Raw genomic sequence first — 17,707 nt, forward strand, 5'->3', positions numbered from 1 at the left:
CCTTTTTCATCAGTATAGGTAATAGCATTGTCAGTAGCGCTATAAGAAATAGAACCCACATTTAAATCTATAACCTTTGGAGTTGAATCTTCATCGGTATAAGTCAACTGATTCAAAGTATTGTTATAGGCTAAAACTGTCAAAGTCTCATTTGCTTTAACAACTTCATCTAGTGATTTGTAAATAACGTCTCCATTTGCATTAGCTACCCCAACGCGACCTTCTGTTCCTAAGCCACCATCTAACTTAGTAGCAATTACAGCTTTATCACCAATCTTTGAAGCAGTAACTCCTCCATCTGCAATTTGAATAGCTGCATCAGACAGAAGTTTAGCAAGTCCATTTTTTCCACCAGTAAATTCTATTCCGCCACCAACAATTAAATCTCCTTTACTAGATCCAATTGTATTTGCCAATTCATCTATTGCATCTTTCACATTCTCAGATGTTAATCCTGAAATAGTATTGTTATAAGTAACATCAAATGCATCAACATTGGTATCTATAGTTGTGATAATATCACCTTTTCCGTTTAAAAATGTATAAACTCCATCTGCTACTGTTACGCTAGTCGTATTAGCATCAAAAGTAACAGGAGTACCATTTACAGAGGTGTGGGTAAAAGTACCATTCCCATTGTCTAAAAGAACATCAGATTTGTTTTTAATAAGATTGATAATTTCATCATAAATATCTCCTTCATTCTTAATATTATTTACTACCTTATCAATTATATCAATTTTTACTAAATCCCCACTATTATCGACATAATAAAAGTCATTACCATCATAAGACACATTCCCTCCAACTTTTTTGATAATATACTCATTGAGAATTGTTTGAACATCCCCTTCATTAATGATATCCTCAAAATTATTAATAACATCAGCAGGAACATCAATTTTTACAGCAACTCCTGCTTCATTAGTATATGTATAGGTTCCATCGTTATTATTAACTAAAGTGGTTATTGTCTCATGAGCTGCCACTAGTGCTCCTAAATCAATAGCATGAGCTACACCTTTTGAATCTGTATAGGTTAATACTTTAGTTGCCTTATCATAAACTAAACTAGTTTGGTTCAAGGTCAAAGGAGTAGATTGGCCATTTCCATCTTTGTATGTGATTCTATTTTCACTAGAATCATAAGTAATAGACCCAATGTTTAAATCAATAACTGTATCAATACCATCCTCATCTTTATACGTTAAAACATTTGTAACTTCATTATAATTTAGAATTGTAAGAGTTTCATTTGCTTTAATAATTTCCTCAAAAGTGATATTCTTTACTACATTATTTTCATCTATATAAGTAAACTTATCACCATCATAAAACACGTTTCCACCAACTGTTGTATTCGTCAAATGTTTTACCAACTGTTTCAATACATCGGTGTTTGTGATAATATCCTCAAAATTATTAATAACATCTGCAGGTACATCAATAGTTACGGCATCTCCTGCTTCATTGGTATAAGTATAGGTTCCATTGTTATTATTTACAAGTTTTGTTATCGTTTCATTAGCTTTAACTACATCTTTAAAATTGATAATATGTGAATTACCAGCTTGATCAACATACGTAAACTTGGTACCGTCATAATAAACATTCCCTCCAACATAAGTATCTCCTAAAACTGTTATAAGGTCTTGTAATACATCTCCATTATTTATGATATCATAAAAATTATTGATAACATCAGAAGGGACATTAATAGTTGAGGTAGTTCCATCTTCAGAAGTATAGGTATATGTACCATCTCCATTATTAACCAAAGATGTCGGTAAATTAATAGACTTCAATGCAATAGAAACCTTATTACCATCACTATCAGTAAGAACTAATTGATCTCCAACAACACTTAAAGTTGAGTTAGTAGTATTAGAATCTAAATCTGATAAAGTATCAGTATCAAGGATACGCAACCATTTGTTTTGCATCCAATAATAATATCCAGGTGTCACATCAGCCACACTACTAGTATTCCAAACTAATAAACTAGAAACATTTCCATTTACAATGGTTGTTTTGTCAGTTAATCCTTTTAATGGAACTTGAGGAATTAATACCCCTTTGTCTTTTGCGACAATTTCTAATTGGGAAGATTTATTTGGACTGATAGTACCAATACCAACCTGTGAATACGCACCCCAGGCTCCCATTAAAAATGCTACTGTAAGTAATCTTTTTTTCATATTTTCTAATTTTTTTAATTCATAAAAGACTTTTAAAAGTCAAAACACTCATGATTTTAAAAAAGGAATGAAAAAGCTATAATTTTATTAATTTCAAACAATAACTATATGAAAAATCACTATTAGATAAAAATTCACACATATCATCCTTTTATTCACTAACAAATTAAAGGATTAGCAATATGGAATTTCAGTCAAAAAATTATCTAGTATGCGCAACCAATTATTTGACAAAAAATCAATTAATTAAAAATCAACGACTTACATAAATTAATTTTAAAACTGACTTAAAACTAGTTCCTGTTCTATTCATATTCCGAAATATGATAAAAGCTTGTGTCTCATTAGATAGATAATCTGAAAAACAATCACATTTTATAATATTTTAATGTATAAATGTATAAAACTTCAATAAATACATAATTACATATGATATTTTTATTCTAAATCTAAAAAAGAAGCATGAGGACATACAAATTAACTCATATTACCATATTATAGAATATCTAAAAACATTATACTAAAATTGATAAATGTTCTCAATAAATCTCAAGAATACAATATGTAAGATGCTTAATTTGGGATGGCAGAACAACTCACCTCTAAGGGAATCAACATCAAAATTTTAAGTAATTATGACAAAACAAGACAAATTGAGAATAACGAAACTTGTTATAAAGTTAAAGTCCAATATAAACAGATGATATAATTAAATTACTACAGTATTTTATACAGTACTCTTAAATCAAAAATATTATAGCGTATACGACAATACTAGACATACATCCTAGTATTGAGTTAAAACAAATAGACACAAGGATATCATTATTGAAAAAGAATGAATTTATTAAACATAGCATTTAATAAAAATCATTAAAAAAAGGAAAGAGTTTAATCCAAAAAGTAATATTATATACTTCAAAAGTACTTGGGAATCATCTCCATATAGCTTCTAAACATCAAATTAAAAATCAGAAGATTTCAACTTATTTGTCTCTTCCTTTTTTACCCATTGTATTGGAGATAGACCGTAACTATCTTTAAAAGCCCTATAAAAAGAACTATCCGAATTAAACCCAGATAAAAATGCAATTTCAGAAATTGATTTTTTCTTATCAACCTCCAACAAAATTTGATCTTGTAGTAAACTCAAAGCAAACAATACACGTTGCTTGTTTACATATTGACTATAATTAGTTTCAAAAGCTATTGAAAAAACTTGTGATAAGTGATGCGTTGAAATCTTTAAATCAAGAGCCATCTTTTCAATATTCAGATCGCTTCTCAAAAAATAATCTGATTCTAAAGAGCCAATTTTATGAGCATAAACCTTCAATAACTCGGCATCAATTCTAGACTTAGAATATTTATCTTCTAAACTAACATTCTTCTCAATCAACGAAGATGAACTAAAATCTTCTTTTTTAAAAGCAGTACTATTAAACTGAAACCTCTTATCAAAAACCCTATGTATGATAATAGAAGCCAATAACATAAACAAATGAACTATATATACATTACTTTCAATATCTCCCACCAAAAGTTCATTCACTTTATGTATTCCTGTAAAAAAGAAAGTGCCCGTTATGCAAATAACAATTAATCCGTCAAAAAAAAGATTCCATACTCTAGTTTTATTTCCAACGACTCTATTCTTTTGAATTAACAACATTCCCCATACCGCATACGCAATCATTTGAACACCAATTACTCCAAACAACACTTTTACGTAGATTGCAACATACAACTGATACAAATAGCTGTTAAAAATTAATAAACAAAAAACGATAGAGAACAAGATACCGAGTGAAAAATTATAAAACCAAAACTTCCTATTTATTTTTTCAACGTTACCACTCTCTAACTTTAATATTAAAATATAAAATGGAGCATAAAAAAGGGCTAAAGGGTCCCCAAGATCAAGAAAAAAACGATCATCAAAAATAAGATTTGAAGTAAAACTTAAAATAGCATGAAACATTATAAAGAAATTAAAGCAATATAATGCCTTAAAAACAATATGATTATTCTCTTTTTGCCTTTTAAATAATATGGAATTATAAATAGTAAAAACCAAAACTCCGAAGAGAAATATTAAAGACAATAATTGTTTATGATCAAACATTAGCTTCAGTTTTAAAATAACGTTCTCTGTAATCAGATGGAGTCATACCTACAATTCTTATAAAATTCCTATTAAAAGTTGATTTAGAGCGAAAACCAGACTCTATCATAATATATTCTAGAGTATAGATTTCCGACTGTGTTTCGATAAGCTTCTTTGCCATCTCTACTCTATTAAGAGCCAATAAATTATAAAAGCTGATATTCAATTCATGATTCAAAACTGAGGTAAGAACTTTCTTTTCCATTCCCATCTGTAAGGCAAAATCTTCAAAAGAAAAATTAGGATTTAAATAATCCTTTGAAACAGAAAAATACTCTGAAACTAACTTACCCGATTTAGTAGTTATATCTATCGTCATATTTTGCCTTTCCTCCTCCTTACTATCCTTTAATAATTTAGAGTTTTCTTTAATATTGAAGATTATCAAATTTGAAATCAATAACAGCGTATAAATGATAGTAAAAACAAATACAGATATAATATACTGATAGACACAGAATTGTACATTAACAATATTTTCTCTTCTCAAGTAAAGTACAAATGATAGAACTCCAAGTATAATTGAAAACCAACTCAAATATTTTACCCAAACACTGATATGTAAATCAACCTTATGTTTGACTCCTTTGACTAAAATTAAAATACCATATACACATAGCAAAATGGCTGGAATACCAAAACTATAGAGTTCATATTGACTAAGAGTAGAATTGAAAAGACATAAATACAAGAATGGGATTACTAAATGAATTGCTATTTCTTCTAAACTATTAGCCTTTTCATTTATAAATAATGACTGAAACAAAAATAAAACAGGTCCATTAAATGCAACCAGCACAATAGATTCAGTTTTCCAAAAGAATAATAATTCAACAATCAATAACAAAAGAAATGTTGAAATAAAGAGAAAACGTCTTTTACAACGTATGTCACTTACCGATATATTCAATATTAATTGCATTATATTTTTTTGACAAAACACGTTGTTTTTTTTGTACTTCCCAATATTTTGGCTGTTCATTTTCCGAAAACAGACAGTATAAAAAACTTACAACACTAATTATCAGTAACTTCAAATTTATTATGTAAATCAATGAATTCTGATGGAGACAATCCAACAACTTGTTTAAATACAGACGAAAATTTACTATGAGATGAAAATCCAGAAATTTCAGCTAGATAACTTATTTTATAACTCCTATATTCTTTATTCTCTTTTAACTTTTGAATTACATAAAAAATCCTCAGCGTATTTATATAGGAACTAAAATCTTGCTCTTTTTCATCTCTTAATATTTTTGAGATATATCTAATATTTGTATCACAAAATGACGCTAAAAAAGAAATGGACACACTTGATTCTAAGAATAACAATCTTTCCTCAAACTCTTCAATCCTCCTGAGTATTCTTTTTTCAGTTTGAGAAGATATTTTAAAATCGTTACACTTTTGTTCCTTAAGTATAGAAGGAGAACTCAAAAGCACTTCTTCTCTAGCAATAACTCCTCCAATTATCTCTTTGGACCTTAATTTATTCTCTTCAAAATATTTTAAAGTTAACACGTACTTTCTTTTATTCTTCAGTTCTCTAATTCTATACAAATAGAAAATCAATAATAATATACTTAAAACTCCTAATCCTATAGTTAGATAAAGCTTATAGTGCTCTTCTAATAATGTCTTCTCAAAAACATTCTCATCAAACAATTGATTTATAGTTTCATTTTTATAGGATGACGTCGTTTTCTGCTCCAATCTCAATTTTTCGTTGAATTCACCATATTTTTCCCAATCACCAGTATTCTTAAAAAACTCTACTAAGTTTCCATATAAAAACAATTTTAGATTACTATTAAAACCTGACTCTGCTAAAGACAAAGCTTGGTTGTAATAATCTTTAACTTTTTCTGTAGTATATTTATTTTCAAAAGCGGTTTTTCCTAATCCAGTATAGATATAACCATATAAAGGATAAGTAAAATTATTATATGGATCTAAAAAGTTTTTTGCTTTAAGAAATGCATTCTCTGCATTTAAAAAATCCTTTTTTTCCAAATATAAACGTCCACGTAGCTCTTCAGAAATAGCTCGGTGGTAACCATGGTTACTAGAAATAGGTATTAAATCAAAAACTTTATCAGACTCTTCCAAGTATTCTAGACCAATATTATAATTCTTCTTTGCAAAAGCATAATAGGCTTTTTCCTGTAATAACAATACCCTATAAAGATTCCTTTTAACCAAATCTTCAATTTTTTCAATAGCCAATACACTCTCTAAAATATATTTTTCTCCCTCTTCAATTAATCCAATATTTCGATATTGTGTAGAAATAAATCCAAGTATACGCGCTTGCCATTCAATATCTTTCTTAGTACGTGCTAACTCTAATGCTCGTTTACTAAGTTTTAGAGCATTTTTTCTATCATTTATCTCTTGGTAAATATTTGCAGAAAGCATCAAAGAACGCATCTTCAAAGTCTCTGATGATGAATTTTTATATAAAGAATCAGCAACATGAATTGCATAATCTGGTTGGGAACCCGTTAATTCTACTACTACTTTCCTGAAAATACTATCAAATTTGTCAATAGACTCTTTGGAACACAAAGTATGTGAAGTTAAAAAAACAATTAAAAAAAATAGAATATTAACCTTCATTTTAGACATTATCAAAAATAAACCTAACAACTTTCTCATAACGCAAATGTAATATAATTTAAATCAATTTGTTTTAAATTCAAAAACATGATTATTATACCTCAAAATAATCGATTTAAAATAGAAATAAATATGATTTTTGTCATATTAGCTTAAAATAAATGAGAAATAATCAAATTTAAGTTTTCAATTATCTCTATTTATTCGCAAAAAGCCTCAATTACTCTCTATTAAATTATATTTACACTATTGTAATATAAAAATCAAAACACAAAGCATAAGTATCTGAAATAAAGATATTTAATGAAAAAATCCCGCATTAAAACCTAATTATAGCTATCGTATACTATTAACTAATTATTAACTTTTAACCTTAAGTAGTCTTAACCTCACTAGATATTACTTTAATTTACAACTAAATTTAGAACCAATCGTAAACAAAACCTTGTAAATTATCAACCAACTATCTTTAAGATATTCCTTTTTTTCAGAGTAGCTGACATCAAAATAACTCCTTTATATATGCTAAAGGAAAAGTTATGCAAACGTTTCTTTCAAATCATTAAAAGACTTATTTTAGCGCCAATAATTAATAAATAATTTCAATACAATGAAACAAGTAACTTTAAATCATATACATGAAGAATTAGGAGCTAAAATGGTTCCATTTGCTGGCTTTTCTATGCCTGTTCAATATGAAGGAGTAAATGCTGAGCACGAAACGGTAAGAAATGGCGTAGGAGTTTTTGATGTATCGCACATGGGCTTATTTAAAATTTCAGGACCTAATGCAATAAAGTTAGTTCAGAAAGTATCTTCAAATGACGCTTCAGTACTAGTTGACGGAAAAGCACAGTACTGTTATTTACCAAACACTACAGGCGGAGTTATTGATGACATAATAACATACAAAGTGAACGATGAAGAATATTTAATGGTTGTTAATGCTTCAAACATTGATAAAGATAGAGAATGGGTATCTTCTCAAAATAATGTAGATGCTGTTTTTGAAGACCTTTCAGATTCTTATTCTATATTAGCTATTCAAGGTCCAAAAGCTATTGAGTCAATGCAAAGTCTAACAGATGTAAATCTATCTGAAATTAAGTTCTATAGTTTTGTTACAGCAACATTTGCAGGCATTGAGAATGTAATAATTTCTGCAACAGGTTATACAGGTTCTGGTGGTTTTGAATTATATGTTAAGAATGAAGATGTTAAAGCTGTATGGGAAAAAGTATTTGAAGCAGGAGCAAATTGGGGAATTAAGCCAATAGGATTGGCAGCACGCGACACTTTAAGGTTAGAAATGGGATATTGTTTATACGGTAACGAAATAACAGAAGAAACATCTCCATTAGAAGCTGGATTAGGCTGGGTTACAAAGTTCACAAAAGAATTCGTTAACAGTGATAATTTAAAAGCTGAAAAAGAAGCTGGAATAAAAAACAAATTGGTCGGTTTTGAAATGATCGGAAAAGGTATTCCACGTACTGGATACGAAATTGTTAATAAAGAAGGCGATGTAATAGGAAAAGTTACATCTGGAACTATGTCTCCTACCCTAGGAAAAGCAATAGGAATGGGCTTTGTGCCAACAAACCTAGCACAAGAAGGAACAGAAATATTAATTAGAATTCGTAAAAATGATGTTGAAGCAAAAATCGTAAAAACACCATTTTATAAAAAATAAAACATACTAAAAGGAAGGTCTAAAGTACCTTCCTTTTTTTTATGATAAAATTGAATAATGATGTATTTTTGCACTACTAAAAAATAAAGTATACGAATTATGGGAAGAGCTTTTGAGTTTAGAAAAGGTAGAAAGTTAAAACGCTGGTCTGCAATGGCAAAGACATTTACCAGACTAGGTAAAGATATTGTAATGGCGGTTAAAGAAGGTGGTCCAAATCCAGAGGCCAACTCAAGACTTCGTGCTGTAATCCAAAACGCCAAAGCTGCGAATATGCCTAAAGACAATGTCGAAAGAGCTATAAAGCGCGCTACCGATAAAGACACAGCAAACTATAAAGAGGTTTTATTTGAAGGATACGCACCCCACGGAATTGCGCTACTCATAGAAACAGCTACAGATAATAATAACAGAACGGTTGCTAATATTAGAAGTTACTTCAATAAGTGTAATGGAACACTTGGAACTCAAGGTTCTGTCGAGTTTATGTTTGATCACACTTGTAATTTTAGAATACCAAAAGACGATAAAATAGACATTGAAGAATTTGAACTAGAACTTATTGATTTTGGAATTGATGAAATTTTCGAAGACGAAGATGGAATTATGATTTATGCTCCTTTCGAAAGTTTTGGAGCTATCCAAAAAGAACTAGAAAATAGAAATATAGAAATACTTTCTTCAGGATTCGATAGGATACCACAAGTAACCAAAGAATTAACCGAAGAACAAATAGCTGATGTTGAAAAGCTCCTTGAAAAAATTGAAGAAGACGATGATGTTCAAAATGTTTTTCACACTATGAACTAAGATTTTTTCAAATCTAAAATAATAAAAATCCTCTACAGTAAATGTCAGAGGATTTTTTATTTAACACAAATAGCACCCTCCAAAAGGATATTGGGTTATCCAATAATTTTATACTCCAAATTTGGTTAGCTTCAAATCAATAAATTCAATCCACTCATCATCTTTACTAAGTAAGTACCATTTTCCTATTAACAGGGTATCTTCTTCTTTCAAAGAACCTTCAAACTTTAAGTTATCCCCTTTAATAATAAAAGCATCTTCATACAAACTAGCTCTCATCAAACCTTTTTCCCCGTTTGAATTATAGTAATACATTTTTCCCTGTTCAAAAGAATTATCCAATTCTATAATTTCAAAAGTTTCGCTCTTAATATCTCCCATTATCACATTAGCTTTGTGCAAAATATAGTTCCCTTCAAGAATGAATTCATAGCTATCAATTCCAACCAATTTTGAATTTATATTATCTCTTAAAATAGTTCCTCTTGTTTCCCAAACTCCTATAAGTCTATTAAAAACACTTTTCTCAATTTTTTTCATTTATATAATTCTTATTTGTAAGTACAATAAATAAACTTACAAGTTCTTAATTGAGCTACTATTAAAATTGTAAAAAATCAAAAATTGTTTATTTTTTTAATAGTTACTATATTTCGGGCTATTTAATTTCGATTCTAAAAATTTCACCCTCATTTCATAATCAATTAGAAATACTAACAGCTTGCATTAAATAATCCTCTTTATGAAGTTGTTCTAGTAGAAAATTTGCGACATCCTCTTTAGAAATTTTCAAATTTAGATCCTTAAATTTACCGTCAAAACCAATTTTGAAATCATTCGTAATTGCTCCATTTATAAGTGCACTTGGTCTAACAATCGTAAAAATCAGTGAACTTTTAAAAATATAATGTTCTTGTAATTTGTGATCCTTAAATGCTGATTTAAGAAAAAACCCAAACATTATATGTTTCCAAATAAAATTAAGATTTTCGTAGCTATCACCAACACCAAGAGTTGATAAACAAATAAATCTTTTAATATTAAGTCTATCCATAGATTGAATAATATTAAGAGTTCCCTTAGCCCTAATCTTACCGATGCGACCATCCCCTAATGAGCAAATCACGGCATCGTGTCTTGCAATTGAATCTTCTACATCCTTAGAATTTAAAACGTCACCTTTATGTATCAACAAGTTGCTTTTTCTCAATTCCGATAATTTTTCAGGATCACGTGCAAAAGCCGTTACTTCATATCCTCTTTCTAACGCTTGTTTAACAATCTCTAATCCTACAGTGCCAGTTGCACCAAATACAACAATCTTCATTAGTTCCTAATTTTAAGTTTATTATGTAAAATTGCTCAATAGAATTGAAATGAAATAGAACAAATACGACATCATTTATCGGTTCTTAAAATATTTAGGTGTTCTACCAGTAAAAGTTTTAATAGAGCGGATAAAGTGAGACTGATCGGCAAAACCATTCTGATATACTATATCAGTAAGTTTGATATATTCCTTCGATGAAAGCTGTTTCATTGATGATTGAAATTGTATAATTTTCGCAAAATGCTTAGCACTAAGCCCTATTTCTGCAAGGAATCGCCTCTCAAAAGTTCGACTACTTAAACTTGTTTTTAGAATAACTGATTGAATATTTTTCTGTCCCTTACTTTCAATGATATCTTTTACGGCACATACTATGTTTTTATCAAGGCTCTTTGTTTTCCTTTCAGCAAGCAGAATAATGATTTCTGTTATGGATTCAATTAATTCCTTAGTTGTCATGCCATTACATAAGTTGCTATCAAAATCTGTCCCAATCCTTTTTAAGAAATCGGTCATATCACAACAATTATCTTTAATATCATTTGGAAGGATATCAAAAAGTGATTTTAATACAAATGGATATAATTGAAAAACAATAATCCTATAGGTCCCGAATATTTCAAGCGATATTGGATTTAGAGTTTGACCATACAAAAATACGGTAGACATAGTTTTATTATACGGATACACCACTAATCTTTGCTCGGTCTGTTGAAACATCAATCCAGGGTAGCCATCGGCAAAAAAAGGCAATGAAGTATAGAGATTTCTTTCTTTCTCAAATAACATGATGTTTTTCACATATAAGTCAATTGACTTATTAGGAACGACAGTCTTAAAAACAGCTTTCATAAATTCATAATACTTAATTTAAAGATATTTTTATTTGTAATTTTAATTCTGAAAGCTATTTATTTATTGTTTTTTAAAATAGTAAAATTTCAATGTGTATTATACATTTTAAAAACTTCGGGAATTTTACAATTTTCACTAGATACCAAAACCTTACTTTGCTAATTATTACCAAAGTTAATTATTTATGAAGAAAATTATAGTTACAAATGCACGACAGAATAACCTGAAAAACATATCCTTACAAATACCGAAAAATAAAATAACTGTTTTTACTGGTGTTTCAGGATCAGGAAAATCTTCGTTAGTCTTTAAAACAATTGGAGCTGAAGCACAGAGACAATTCAACGAAACTCAAGGCAGTTTCATCAGAAATCGTTTGCAGCACATTGGTGTTGCAGATGTAGATAAAATTGAAAACCTAAATGTACCAATCATTATAAATCAAAAAAGGTTAGGTGGAAATGCTAGATCAACAATAGGTACAGCAACAGATGTATACGCTTCTTTAAGATTACTTTTTTCCCGAATAGGAAAACCATTTGTAGGATACTCTAATGCATTTTCTTTCAACAATCCATTAGGAATGTGCGCTGAGTGCGAAGGTCTTGGTTTTGTACAAACCGTTAATGTAGAATTACTCATTGATAAACAAAAATCTTTAAATGAAGGGGCAATAGAATTTCCTACTTTCCAACCTGGAGGCTACCGCTTATTGAGATATACTCTTTCTGGTTATTTCGACAACGATAAAAAACTAGATGACTATACTGCCGAGGAATGGGAAATACTTTTAAACGCTCCACAACACAAGCCTAAGAATCCAAATAAAGAATGGGGTAAAACCATGAAATATGAAGGATTAATCCCTAGAATTGCGAACTCATTTTTAAAAAAGCAATCCAAAGAGAATATCATTAGGAAAGAAGCCTTAAGTCATATCATCATAACAAAAACTTGTCCATCTTGTCAAGGACAGAGATTGAATAAAAACATACTTTCATGTAAAATTAATGATAAAAACATTTCGGATTGCACGGCACTTTCAATTGAAGAGCTTTTAGTTTTTGTAAATTCGCTTCAATCTTCAACTTTAGAAACCGTTCTTGTGGAGCTTAGAAATAAGCTTCAACATATTGCAAACATAGGCTTACAGTATTTAAGTTTAGACAGAATCACAAGTACACTCTCGGGTGGTGAAAGTCAAAGAATAAAAATGGTAAGAAATCTAGGCAATAATCTAACAGACTTAATCTATATTTTCGATGAACCCAGTATAGGACTTCATCCAAAAGATTTACAAAATATCGCTTCCATCGTTAAACAACTAAGAGATAAAGGAAATACGATTTTAATCGTTGAACACGACCCCGATTTAATTAAAGTCGCTGATTGGGTTATTGATATGGGGCCACTATCAGGAAAAAAAGGAGGTGAAATTATATATGAAGGTAACTTCAAAGGACTCAAAAACTCGAAAGGAAAAACAGGAACTTACTTTGCACAAACACCTCTAATCAACCATAACCCAAGGCAAGCAAAAGGATATTTAGAAATTGAAAATGCTCATTTGCATAATCTTAAAAACATTTATGTAAAAATCCCACGAAATGTTTTAACAGTAGTAACAGGTGTAGCAGGTTCAGGAAAAAGCACATTAATTAACAAGGAATTACCAAAAACACACCCTGAAACAACCATTATTGACCAATCCTTATTCGTCGCTAACAAGCGTTCCAATTTGCTAACTTATCTGAATTTATCTGACGATATAAGAAAGCGATTTTCGACAGCAAACCATGTATCCAATAAACTTTTTAGTAGAAATAGTGAAGGAGCTTGTGAAAGTTGCAAAGGAAATGGAGTAGAAAAAATCGACTTAGCATTTATGGATGACATAGAACAATTATGCGAAATTTGCGAAGGTTCAGGATTTAAACCAGCAGTATTAAAATATATATACAATAATAAAAATATTGTAGAGATAATGGAAATGACTGTTGAAGAAGCAATCGACTTTTTTAAAGACGAATTCTATTTCGAAACCTTTGATATACTAATTAGATTAGGATTAGGTTACCTTACTTTAGGACAGCGTCTAGACAGTTTTTCAGGAGGAGAAAGACAACGCCTCAAACTATCAAAAGAACTAAAGCATTCCAATAAGATAATAGTTCTCGATGAACCAAGCACAGGATTACATCCGAATGATACACAAATGCTTCTGAATTTTATAAATAATTTAGTAGAAAAAGCAAACACCCTAATCATTATAGAACATAATCTCGATGTAATTTCACAAGCAGATTGGGTTATAGATATAGGGCCTGGAGCAGGTAAATACGGAGGAAATATAATATTTACAGGAACCGTCACACAATTATTAAAAGACAAATCATCAATAACAGCGGCATGTTTAAGAGAACATATATCTCATGACAAATAATCATAACCTTCTACTGTGTGATTCTATGATTGTATGAACAATGCTTTTTAATTGAAGTGATCTTCTTTTCAAAAATTTTAATAATATAGCAATTATCGGATTTTATAGGTTATAAAATCCACACATCTTTGTAATGTACTTAAAATCAATATTATGCAAAGATTCAAAAACAAGTTTATTCTAGTAACTGGCGGAACAAATGGGATGGGTTATGCTACAGCAGAGCAATTTATCAAAGAAGGTGGTAATGCAATCATTACAGGGAGAAGTATCGAAACTGTTCACAGAGCTTTAGAACAACTCGGTAAAAACTCCTATGGTTTTGTTTCTAATACCGCCAACATGATGGACATCTTACTTTTACAAGAAAAAGTAAAGCAATATACTCCACATATTGATGTTCTTTTTGTAAATGCAGGCTATGCCAAATTTTCATCAGTTGAAATAGCTGATGAGAGCCATTTCGATGAATTATTCAATATGATAGTGAAGGGCACATTCTTTACGGTACAACAAATACTTCCTTTAATGTCGAATGGAAGTTCAATTGTTCTCAATACTTCGGTTGTTAATGAGATGGGAATGCTAAACTTCTCAGTTTATTCAGCAGCTAAAGCAGCGGTAAAATCCTTTATTAAAACATTTACGACAGAATTTACCGAAAAAGGTATTCGAGTGAACGGAGTTAGTCCAGGATACATTAAAACCAATGGATTCAACAATACCGGTCTAAATCCGAAACAAATAGAAGATGTAATTAAAAATGTTATACCTACTATACCACTTAAACGATTTGGTGCCCCCTCAGAAATTGCTCATGCAGTATTATTTCTTGCCTCAGACGAAGCCTCTTACATACATGGAACGGAGTTAATTGTAGATGGAGCATTTTCCGTTTTTAAATAATAAAAAATTAAAACTATCCGCTGTGATTTCCTTAAGGAACACTACTATTTTATCCATTCAAATCTATCAATCAAAAAAACCTCACAAAAAAGTGAGGTTTAAATTTATTACCCCATTGTAGTGAATCAGAACAATTTAATAAAGGTTATAACTACATACATAAATACCGTAAAAACTATTTAGAGTGTTTCGTCTTCCCTTTTGGACAATTTTTATTCAAAAACTAAATCGAAATACCGCTTCCTCCCACAACTTTTATTCCTCCAGAGAATTTTTTCCAAAAACGAATATACCTATATTGGGCTTCAAAAGGTTCGTTATTAAAACTTCCTTTCAAATTTATTTTCAGTGTAATAACAGCTAAATCCTCTATAATATTTAGCTGTTCGATATTTGAAATAATATCAACTATTTTCAAATATCCATTTCGATATGTTTCTAAATCCATTTCTTTTGTAATAGTTTCACCATTTGGGGTAATGAAAAGCAAATCATCATGCAACAGTTTATCGAGTATTTCTACGTTACTACTTTTCATTGCCTCGTAAAGTTGGTTCTCAAGACCTAGAATATCATTTTTTATTATCATACTTTTGAATTTATAAATATTATTCCTTAAACAGCTAAAATAACAAACCAAAATTATATTGAATATCAACTCACTAACTCAAAATATTTTACATATCTGAAGCCAAAGACTATTTCAAGCCTTTAAATTTACAATAAAAACAACTTTGGGCTAGCTGTTCGAAACAACAGATAGAACAATGATTAATTTGAAACATAAATCTAATTTTAGGCTCAACAATAGATCTAATAGATACTTGCTTTTTACCTTGTTTTTCACAAACAGTCACTTTATAAAAATTAATTATATAAAATTTATAATTGGCTGATTCAAAATCACAAACAACTAGAATTATGAAACATAAATCTAACCTAACAACAGACACAGCAGTAATTTCAAACGATGAAATACTACTAATTAAAAGAAAAAATGAACCATTCAAAGACATGTGGGCACTACCTGGTGGATTCGTGGATGAAAATGAAACTATTTTAAAGTGCGCTAAGCGAGAATTACAGGAAGAAACTAGCTTAATATTACAACCAAAATTTCATTCATTCTATGACGATCCAAACAGAGACCCAAGAGGTCGATATATATCATTTGCACACGTTTGTTATGTCAATAAAGAAAATGTCAATCCTATAGCAAAAGACGACGCTAAAGAATTAAAATGGTTTAATTTAAACAATTTACCTCCATTAGCGTTTGACCACTATATCATAATACAAAACATCCTAAACATTGTTTAATAAAAGATTTTTTTGATTTACAAAACAAAAATAGTCTCTTTAATCTACTAAATTAGAGATTCAATTGGAAGGAGACATTACAATATTCATACATTAGCAAAAGATTAAAGCAAAACATCTAATATTGGAAATAACAGAAAAATTTCCAACATAGACACACTTGAATTGATTCTAAAAAAAACTAAACCTCGATACAATATTGGGGTTTCTTATTTATACGTATACACAAGTCTATATCCAACTATACAAATTCAAAAAAAGGTATTCAAATTAAGTACTTCAATAATAAACCTGCCACTTTACTCTGCTATAGAGTCTATCTCAATTGCCTGCATAATATAATACTCGAGAAGTTCGTCAGAGTAGTATTTAAAATTTGTAATTCTCAAGTTTAACGATTTATTTCCAACCCCTTCTAACTTTCCGAACTTATCTTTCATTTTTTTGCCTTCGGTAAATGAGAATGTGATACCTTTCTGTGTTGGGCTAACCGTCATTATAATTTTGTTGTTTCGGTAAACTGGTACACCATAATATTTTTCAGTCCCTCCACGCATTTCCTCTTGTAAATGTGGGAATTTATTCTGTATCAATGTCCTAAAACTCAAGAAAATTGGTCTAAATTCAAGTTTAATTTTTTCCTCAATGAATTGTTCTATTTTATCCATTACATCTACTAATTTTGAGAATTCGCTTTTTGGATACTATCGGCACACATATAGCACCATATTGCACATAACACCACAACAATCCTTCCATACCAACCTATTGGTGTTTCTGCAGAGATTATCCCATTGGTTTCACTTAAATAATACCCCATAACACTAACTAAGGTTAATTCCGAAAACCAAAGTAGAATAGTTATGATTAACATTGATTTTTTATAAGGTTTCAGTGAATCATTCTTGAAAAATGGGATTAGTATAAAAACAGTTGATAAAATCATAAATCCTAACAAACCAGCAGCAACACTATGAATGTTTCCACTCGAAGACATGTTCTCAGGTTTAGTGGTAATCGGGTCAGTGTTAAAAAAACCAGCAATGAAGTTACCTATTGAAGAAATAATCAATAGAATGGATCCAATCTTTGCACCTATATTTGGTAATTTCTTAAATATTGAAATACCCAAAAATAAAAATGATATCCCAAATAAAATAAAAGCCAAATTCATTAACCAACCGAAATTACCTAATGCATATTCACTAATAGGTTGCCAATTGGGATTTACAGTCGAATCAAGGACATGCAGAAGTAATAAAATTAAAATAAGTCCAACTGCTGCAAATTTTGTAATATTCAATGTTTTCATTTATCTCTATAATTTTAATTGTGTTATTACTTAGTTGCTCTTTAAAAGTTT

At 29.8% G+C, this 17,707-nt stretch carries 15 protein-coding genes; 5 read left to right on the forward strand and 10 right to left on the reverse strand.

Annotation, left to right across the window (positions count from 1 at the left end):
- The 4 genes from BM024_RS13250 to BM024_RS13265 form a co-directional block, all read right to left on the reverse strand.
- Positions 1-2,198: hypothetical protein (locus BM024_RS13250; protein ID WP_090681375.1), on the reverse strand; the 2,198-nt coding region annotated here is incomplete at its 3' end.
- A 964-nt stretch (positions 2,199-3,162) separates the two neighbouring features.
- Positions 3,163-4,323 carry a helix-turn-helix domain-containing protein gene (locus BM024_RS13255; protein WP_090681376.1) on the reverse strand — a complete coding sequence of 387 codons (1,161 nt, stop codon included), beginning with the start codon at positions 4,321-4,323 and terminating at the stop codon, positions 3,163-3,165.
- Positions 4,316-5,287 carry a helix-turn-helix domain-containing protein gene (locus BM024_RS13260; protein WP_177190215.1) on the reverse strand — a complete coding sequence of 324 codons (972 nt, stop codon included), beginning with the start codon at positions 5,285-5,287 and terminating at the stop codon, positions 4,316-4,318. Before BM024_RS13260 ends, BM024_RS13255 begins: the two co-directional genes overlap by 8 nt.
- A gap of 95 nt (positions 5,288-5,382) precedes the next feature.
- Complete coding sequence (locus tag BM024_RS13265; protein ID WP_090681382.1) at positions 5,383-7,026, reverse strand: helix-turn-helix domain-containing protein; 1,644 nt, start codon at positions 7,024-7,026, stop codon at positions 5,383-5,385.
- Between the two features lie 571 nt (positions 7,027-7,597).
- On the opposite strand from BM024_RS13265, the gene gcvT reads away from it, so the two are divergent.
- Together gcvT and BM024_RS13275 are read left to right on the forward strand one after the other, a co-directional pair.
- On the forward strand, positions 7,598-8,680 hold the full coding sequence (gene gcvT / locus BM024_RS13270) for a glycine cleavage system aminomethyltransferase GcvT (RefSeq protein ID WP_090681385.1): 1,083 nt from the start codon (positions 7,598-7,600) through the stop codon (positions 8,678-8,680).
- Positions 8,681-8,779: 99 nt separating this feature from the next.
- Positions 8,780-9,490: a YebC/PmpR family DNA-binding transcriptional regulator gene (locus tag BM024_RS13275; RefSeq protein ID WP_090681387.1), complete on the forward strand. Its 711-nt coding sequence runs from the start codon at positions 8,780-8,782 to the stop codon at positions 9,488-9,490.
- A 108-nt stretch (positions 9,491-9,598) separates the two neighbouring features.
- Here the strand turns inward: BM024_RS13275 and BM024_RS13280 are convergent, their stop codons facing one another.
- The 3 genes from BM024_RS13280 to BM024_RS13290 all read right to left on the reverse strand — a co-directional run bounded on the left by BM024_RS13280 (position 9,599) and on the right by BM024_RS13290 (position 11,672).
- Positions 9,599-10,030 carry a hypothetical protein gene (locus BM024_RS13280; RefSeq protein WP_090681390.1) on the reverse strand — a complete coding sequence of 144 codons (432 nt, stop codon included), beginning with the start codon at positions 10,028-10,030 and terminating at the stop codon, positions 9,599-9,601.
- Between the two features lie 160 nt (positions 10,031-10,190).
- Complete coding sequence (locus BM024_RS13285; RefSeq protein ID WP_090681392.1) at positions 10,191-10,817, reverse strand: NAD(P)-dependent oxidoreductase; 627 nt, start codon at positions 10,815-10,817, stop codon at positions 10,191-10,193.
- A gap of 75 nt (positions 10,818-10,892) precedes the next feature.
- Positions 10,893-11,672, reverse strand: coding sequence for a helix-turn-helix domain-containing protein (locus tag BM024_RS13290; protein ID WP_090681395.1), 780 nt, complete (start codon positions 11,670-11,672; stop codon positions 10,893-10,895).
- A gap of 187 nt (positions 11,673-11,859) precedes the next feature.
- Between BM024_RS13290 and BM024_RS13295 the strand changes: the two genes are divergently transcribed.
- The gene (locus tag BM024_RS13295) at positions 11,860-14,118 is read left to right on the forward strand and encodes an ATP-binding cassette domain-containing protein (protein WP_090681398.1); all 2,259 of its coding nucleotides are present in this window, start codon (positions 11,860-11,862) and stop codon (positions 14,116-14,118) included.
- 153 nt (positions 14,119-14,271) lie between these two features.
- On the forward strand, positions 14,272-15,024 hold the full coding sequence (locus tag BM024_RS13300; protein WP_090681400.1) for an SDR family oxidoreductase: 753 nt from the start codon (positions 14,272-14,274) through the stop codon (positions 15,022-15,024).
- Positions 15,025-15,247: 223 nt separating this feature from the next.
- Here BM024_RS13300 and BM024_RS13305 read toward each other — a convergent pair whose 3' ends face one another.
- Positions 15,248-15,613 (reverse strand): nuclear transport factor 2 family protein, encoded by a 366-nt coding sequence (locus BM024_RS13305; protein ID WP_090681403.1) that lies wholly within the window; start codon positions 15,611-15,613, stop codon positions 15,248-15,250.
- Positions 15,614-15,945: 332 nt separating this feature from the next.
- On the opposite strand from BM024_RS13305, the gene BM024_RS13310 reads away from it, so the two are divergent.
- Complete coding sequence (locus tag BM024_RS13310; RefSeq protein ID WP_090681434.1) at positions 15,946-16,344, forward strand: NUDIX domain-containing protein; 399 nt, start codon at positions 15,946-15,948, stop codon at positions 16,342-16,344.
- Positions 16,345-16,643: 299 nt separating this feature from the next.
- On the opposite strand, the gene BM024_RS13315 is transcribed toward BM024_RS13310, so the two are convergent.
- Both BM024_RS13315 and BM024_RS13320 read right to left on the reverse strand, forming a co-directional pair.
- A complete protein-coding gene (locus BM024_RS13315) occupies positions 16,644-17,012 on the reverse strand; it encodes a DUF1801 domain-containing protein (protein WP_090681406.1) in 369 nt (122 codons plus the stop codon).
- An 8-nt stretch (positions 17,013-17,020) separates the two neighbouring features.
- Positions 17,021-17,656 carry a DUF998 domain-containing protein gene (locus tag BM024_RS13320; RefSeq protein WP_090681408.1) on the reverse strand — a complete coding sequence of 212 codons (636 nt, stop codon included), beginning with the start codon at positions 17,654-17,656 and terminating at the stop codon, positions 17,021-17,023.
- Between the last annotated feature and the right edge of the window lie 51 nt (positions 17,657-17,707).

Origin of the sequence: Myroides guanonis (assembly GCF_900114085.1) — a bacterium.
Classification (GTDB): Bacteria; Bacteroidota; Bacteroidia; order Flavobacteriales; family Flavobacteriaceae; genus Flavobacterium; species Flavobacterium guanonis.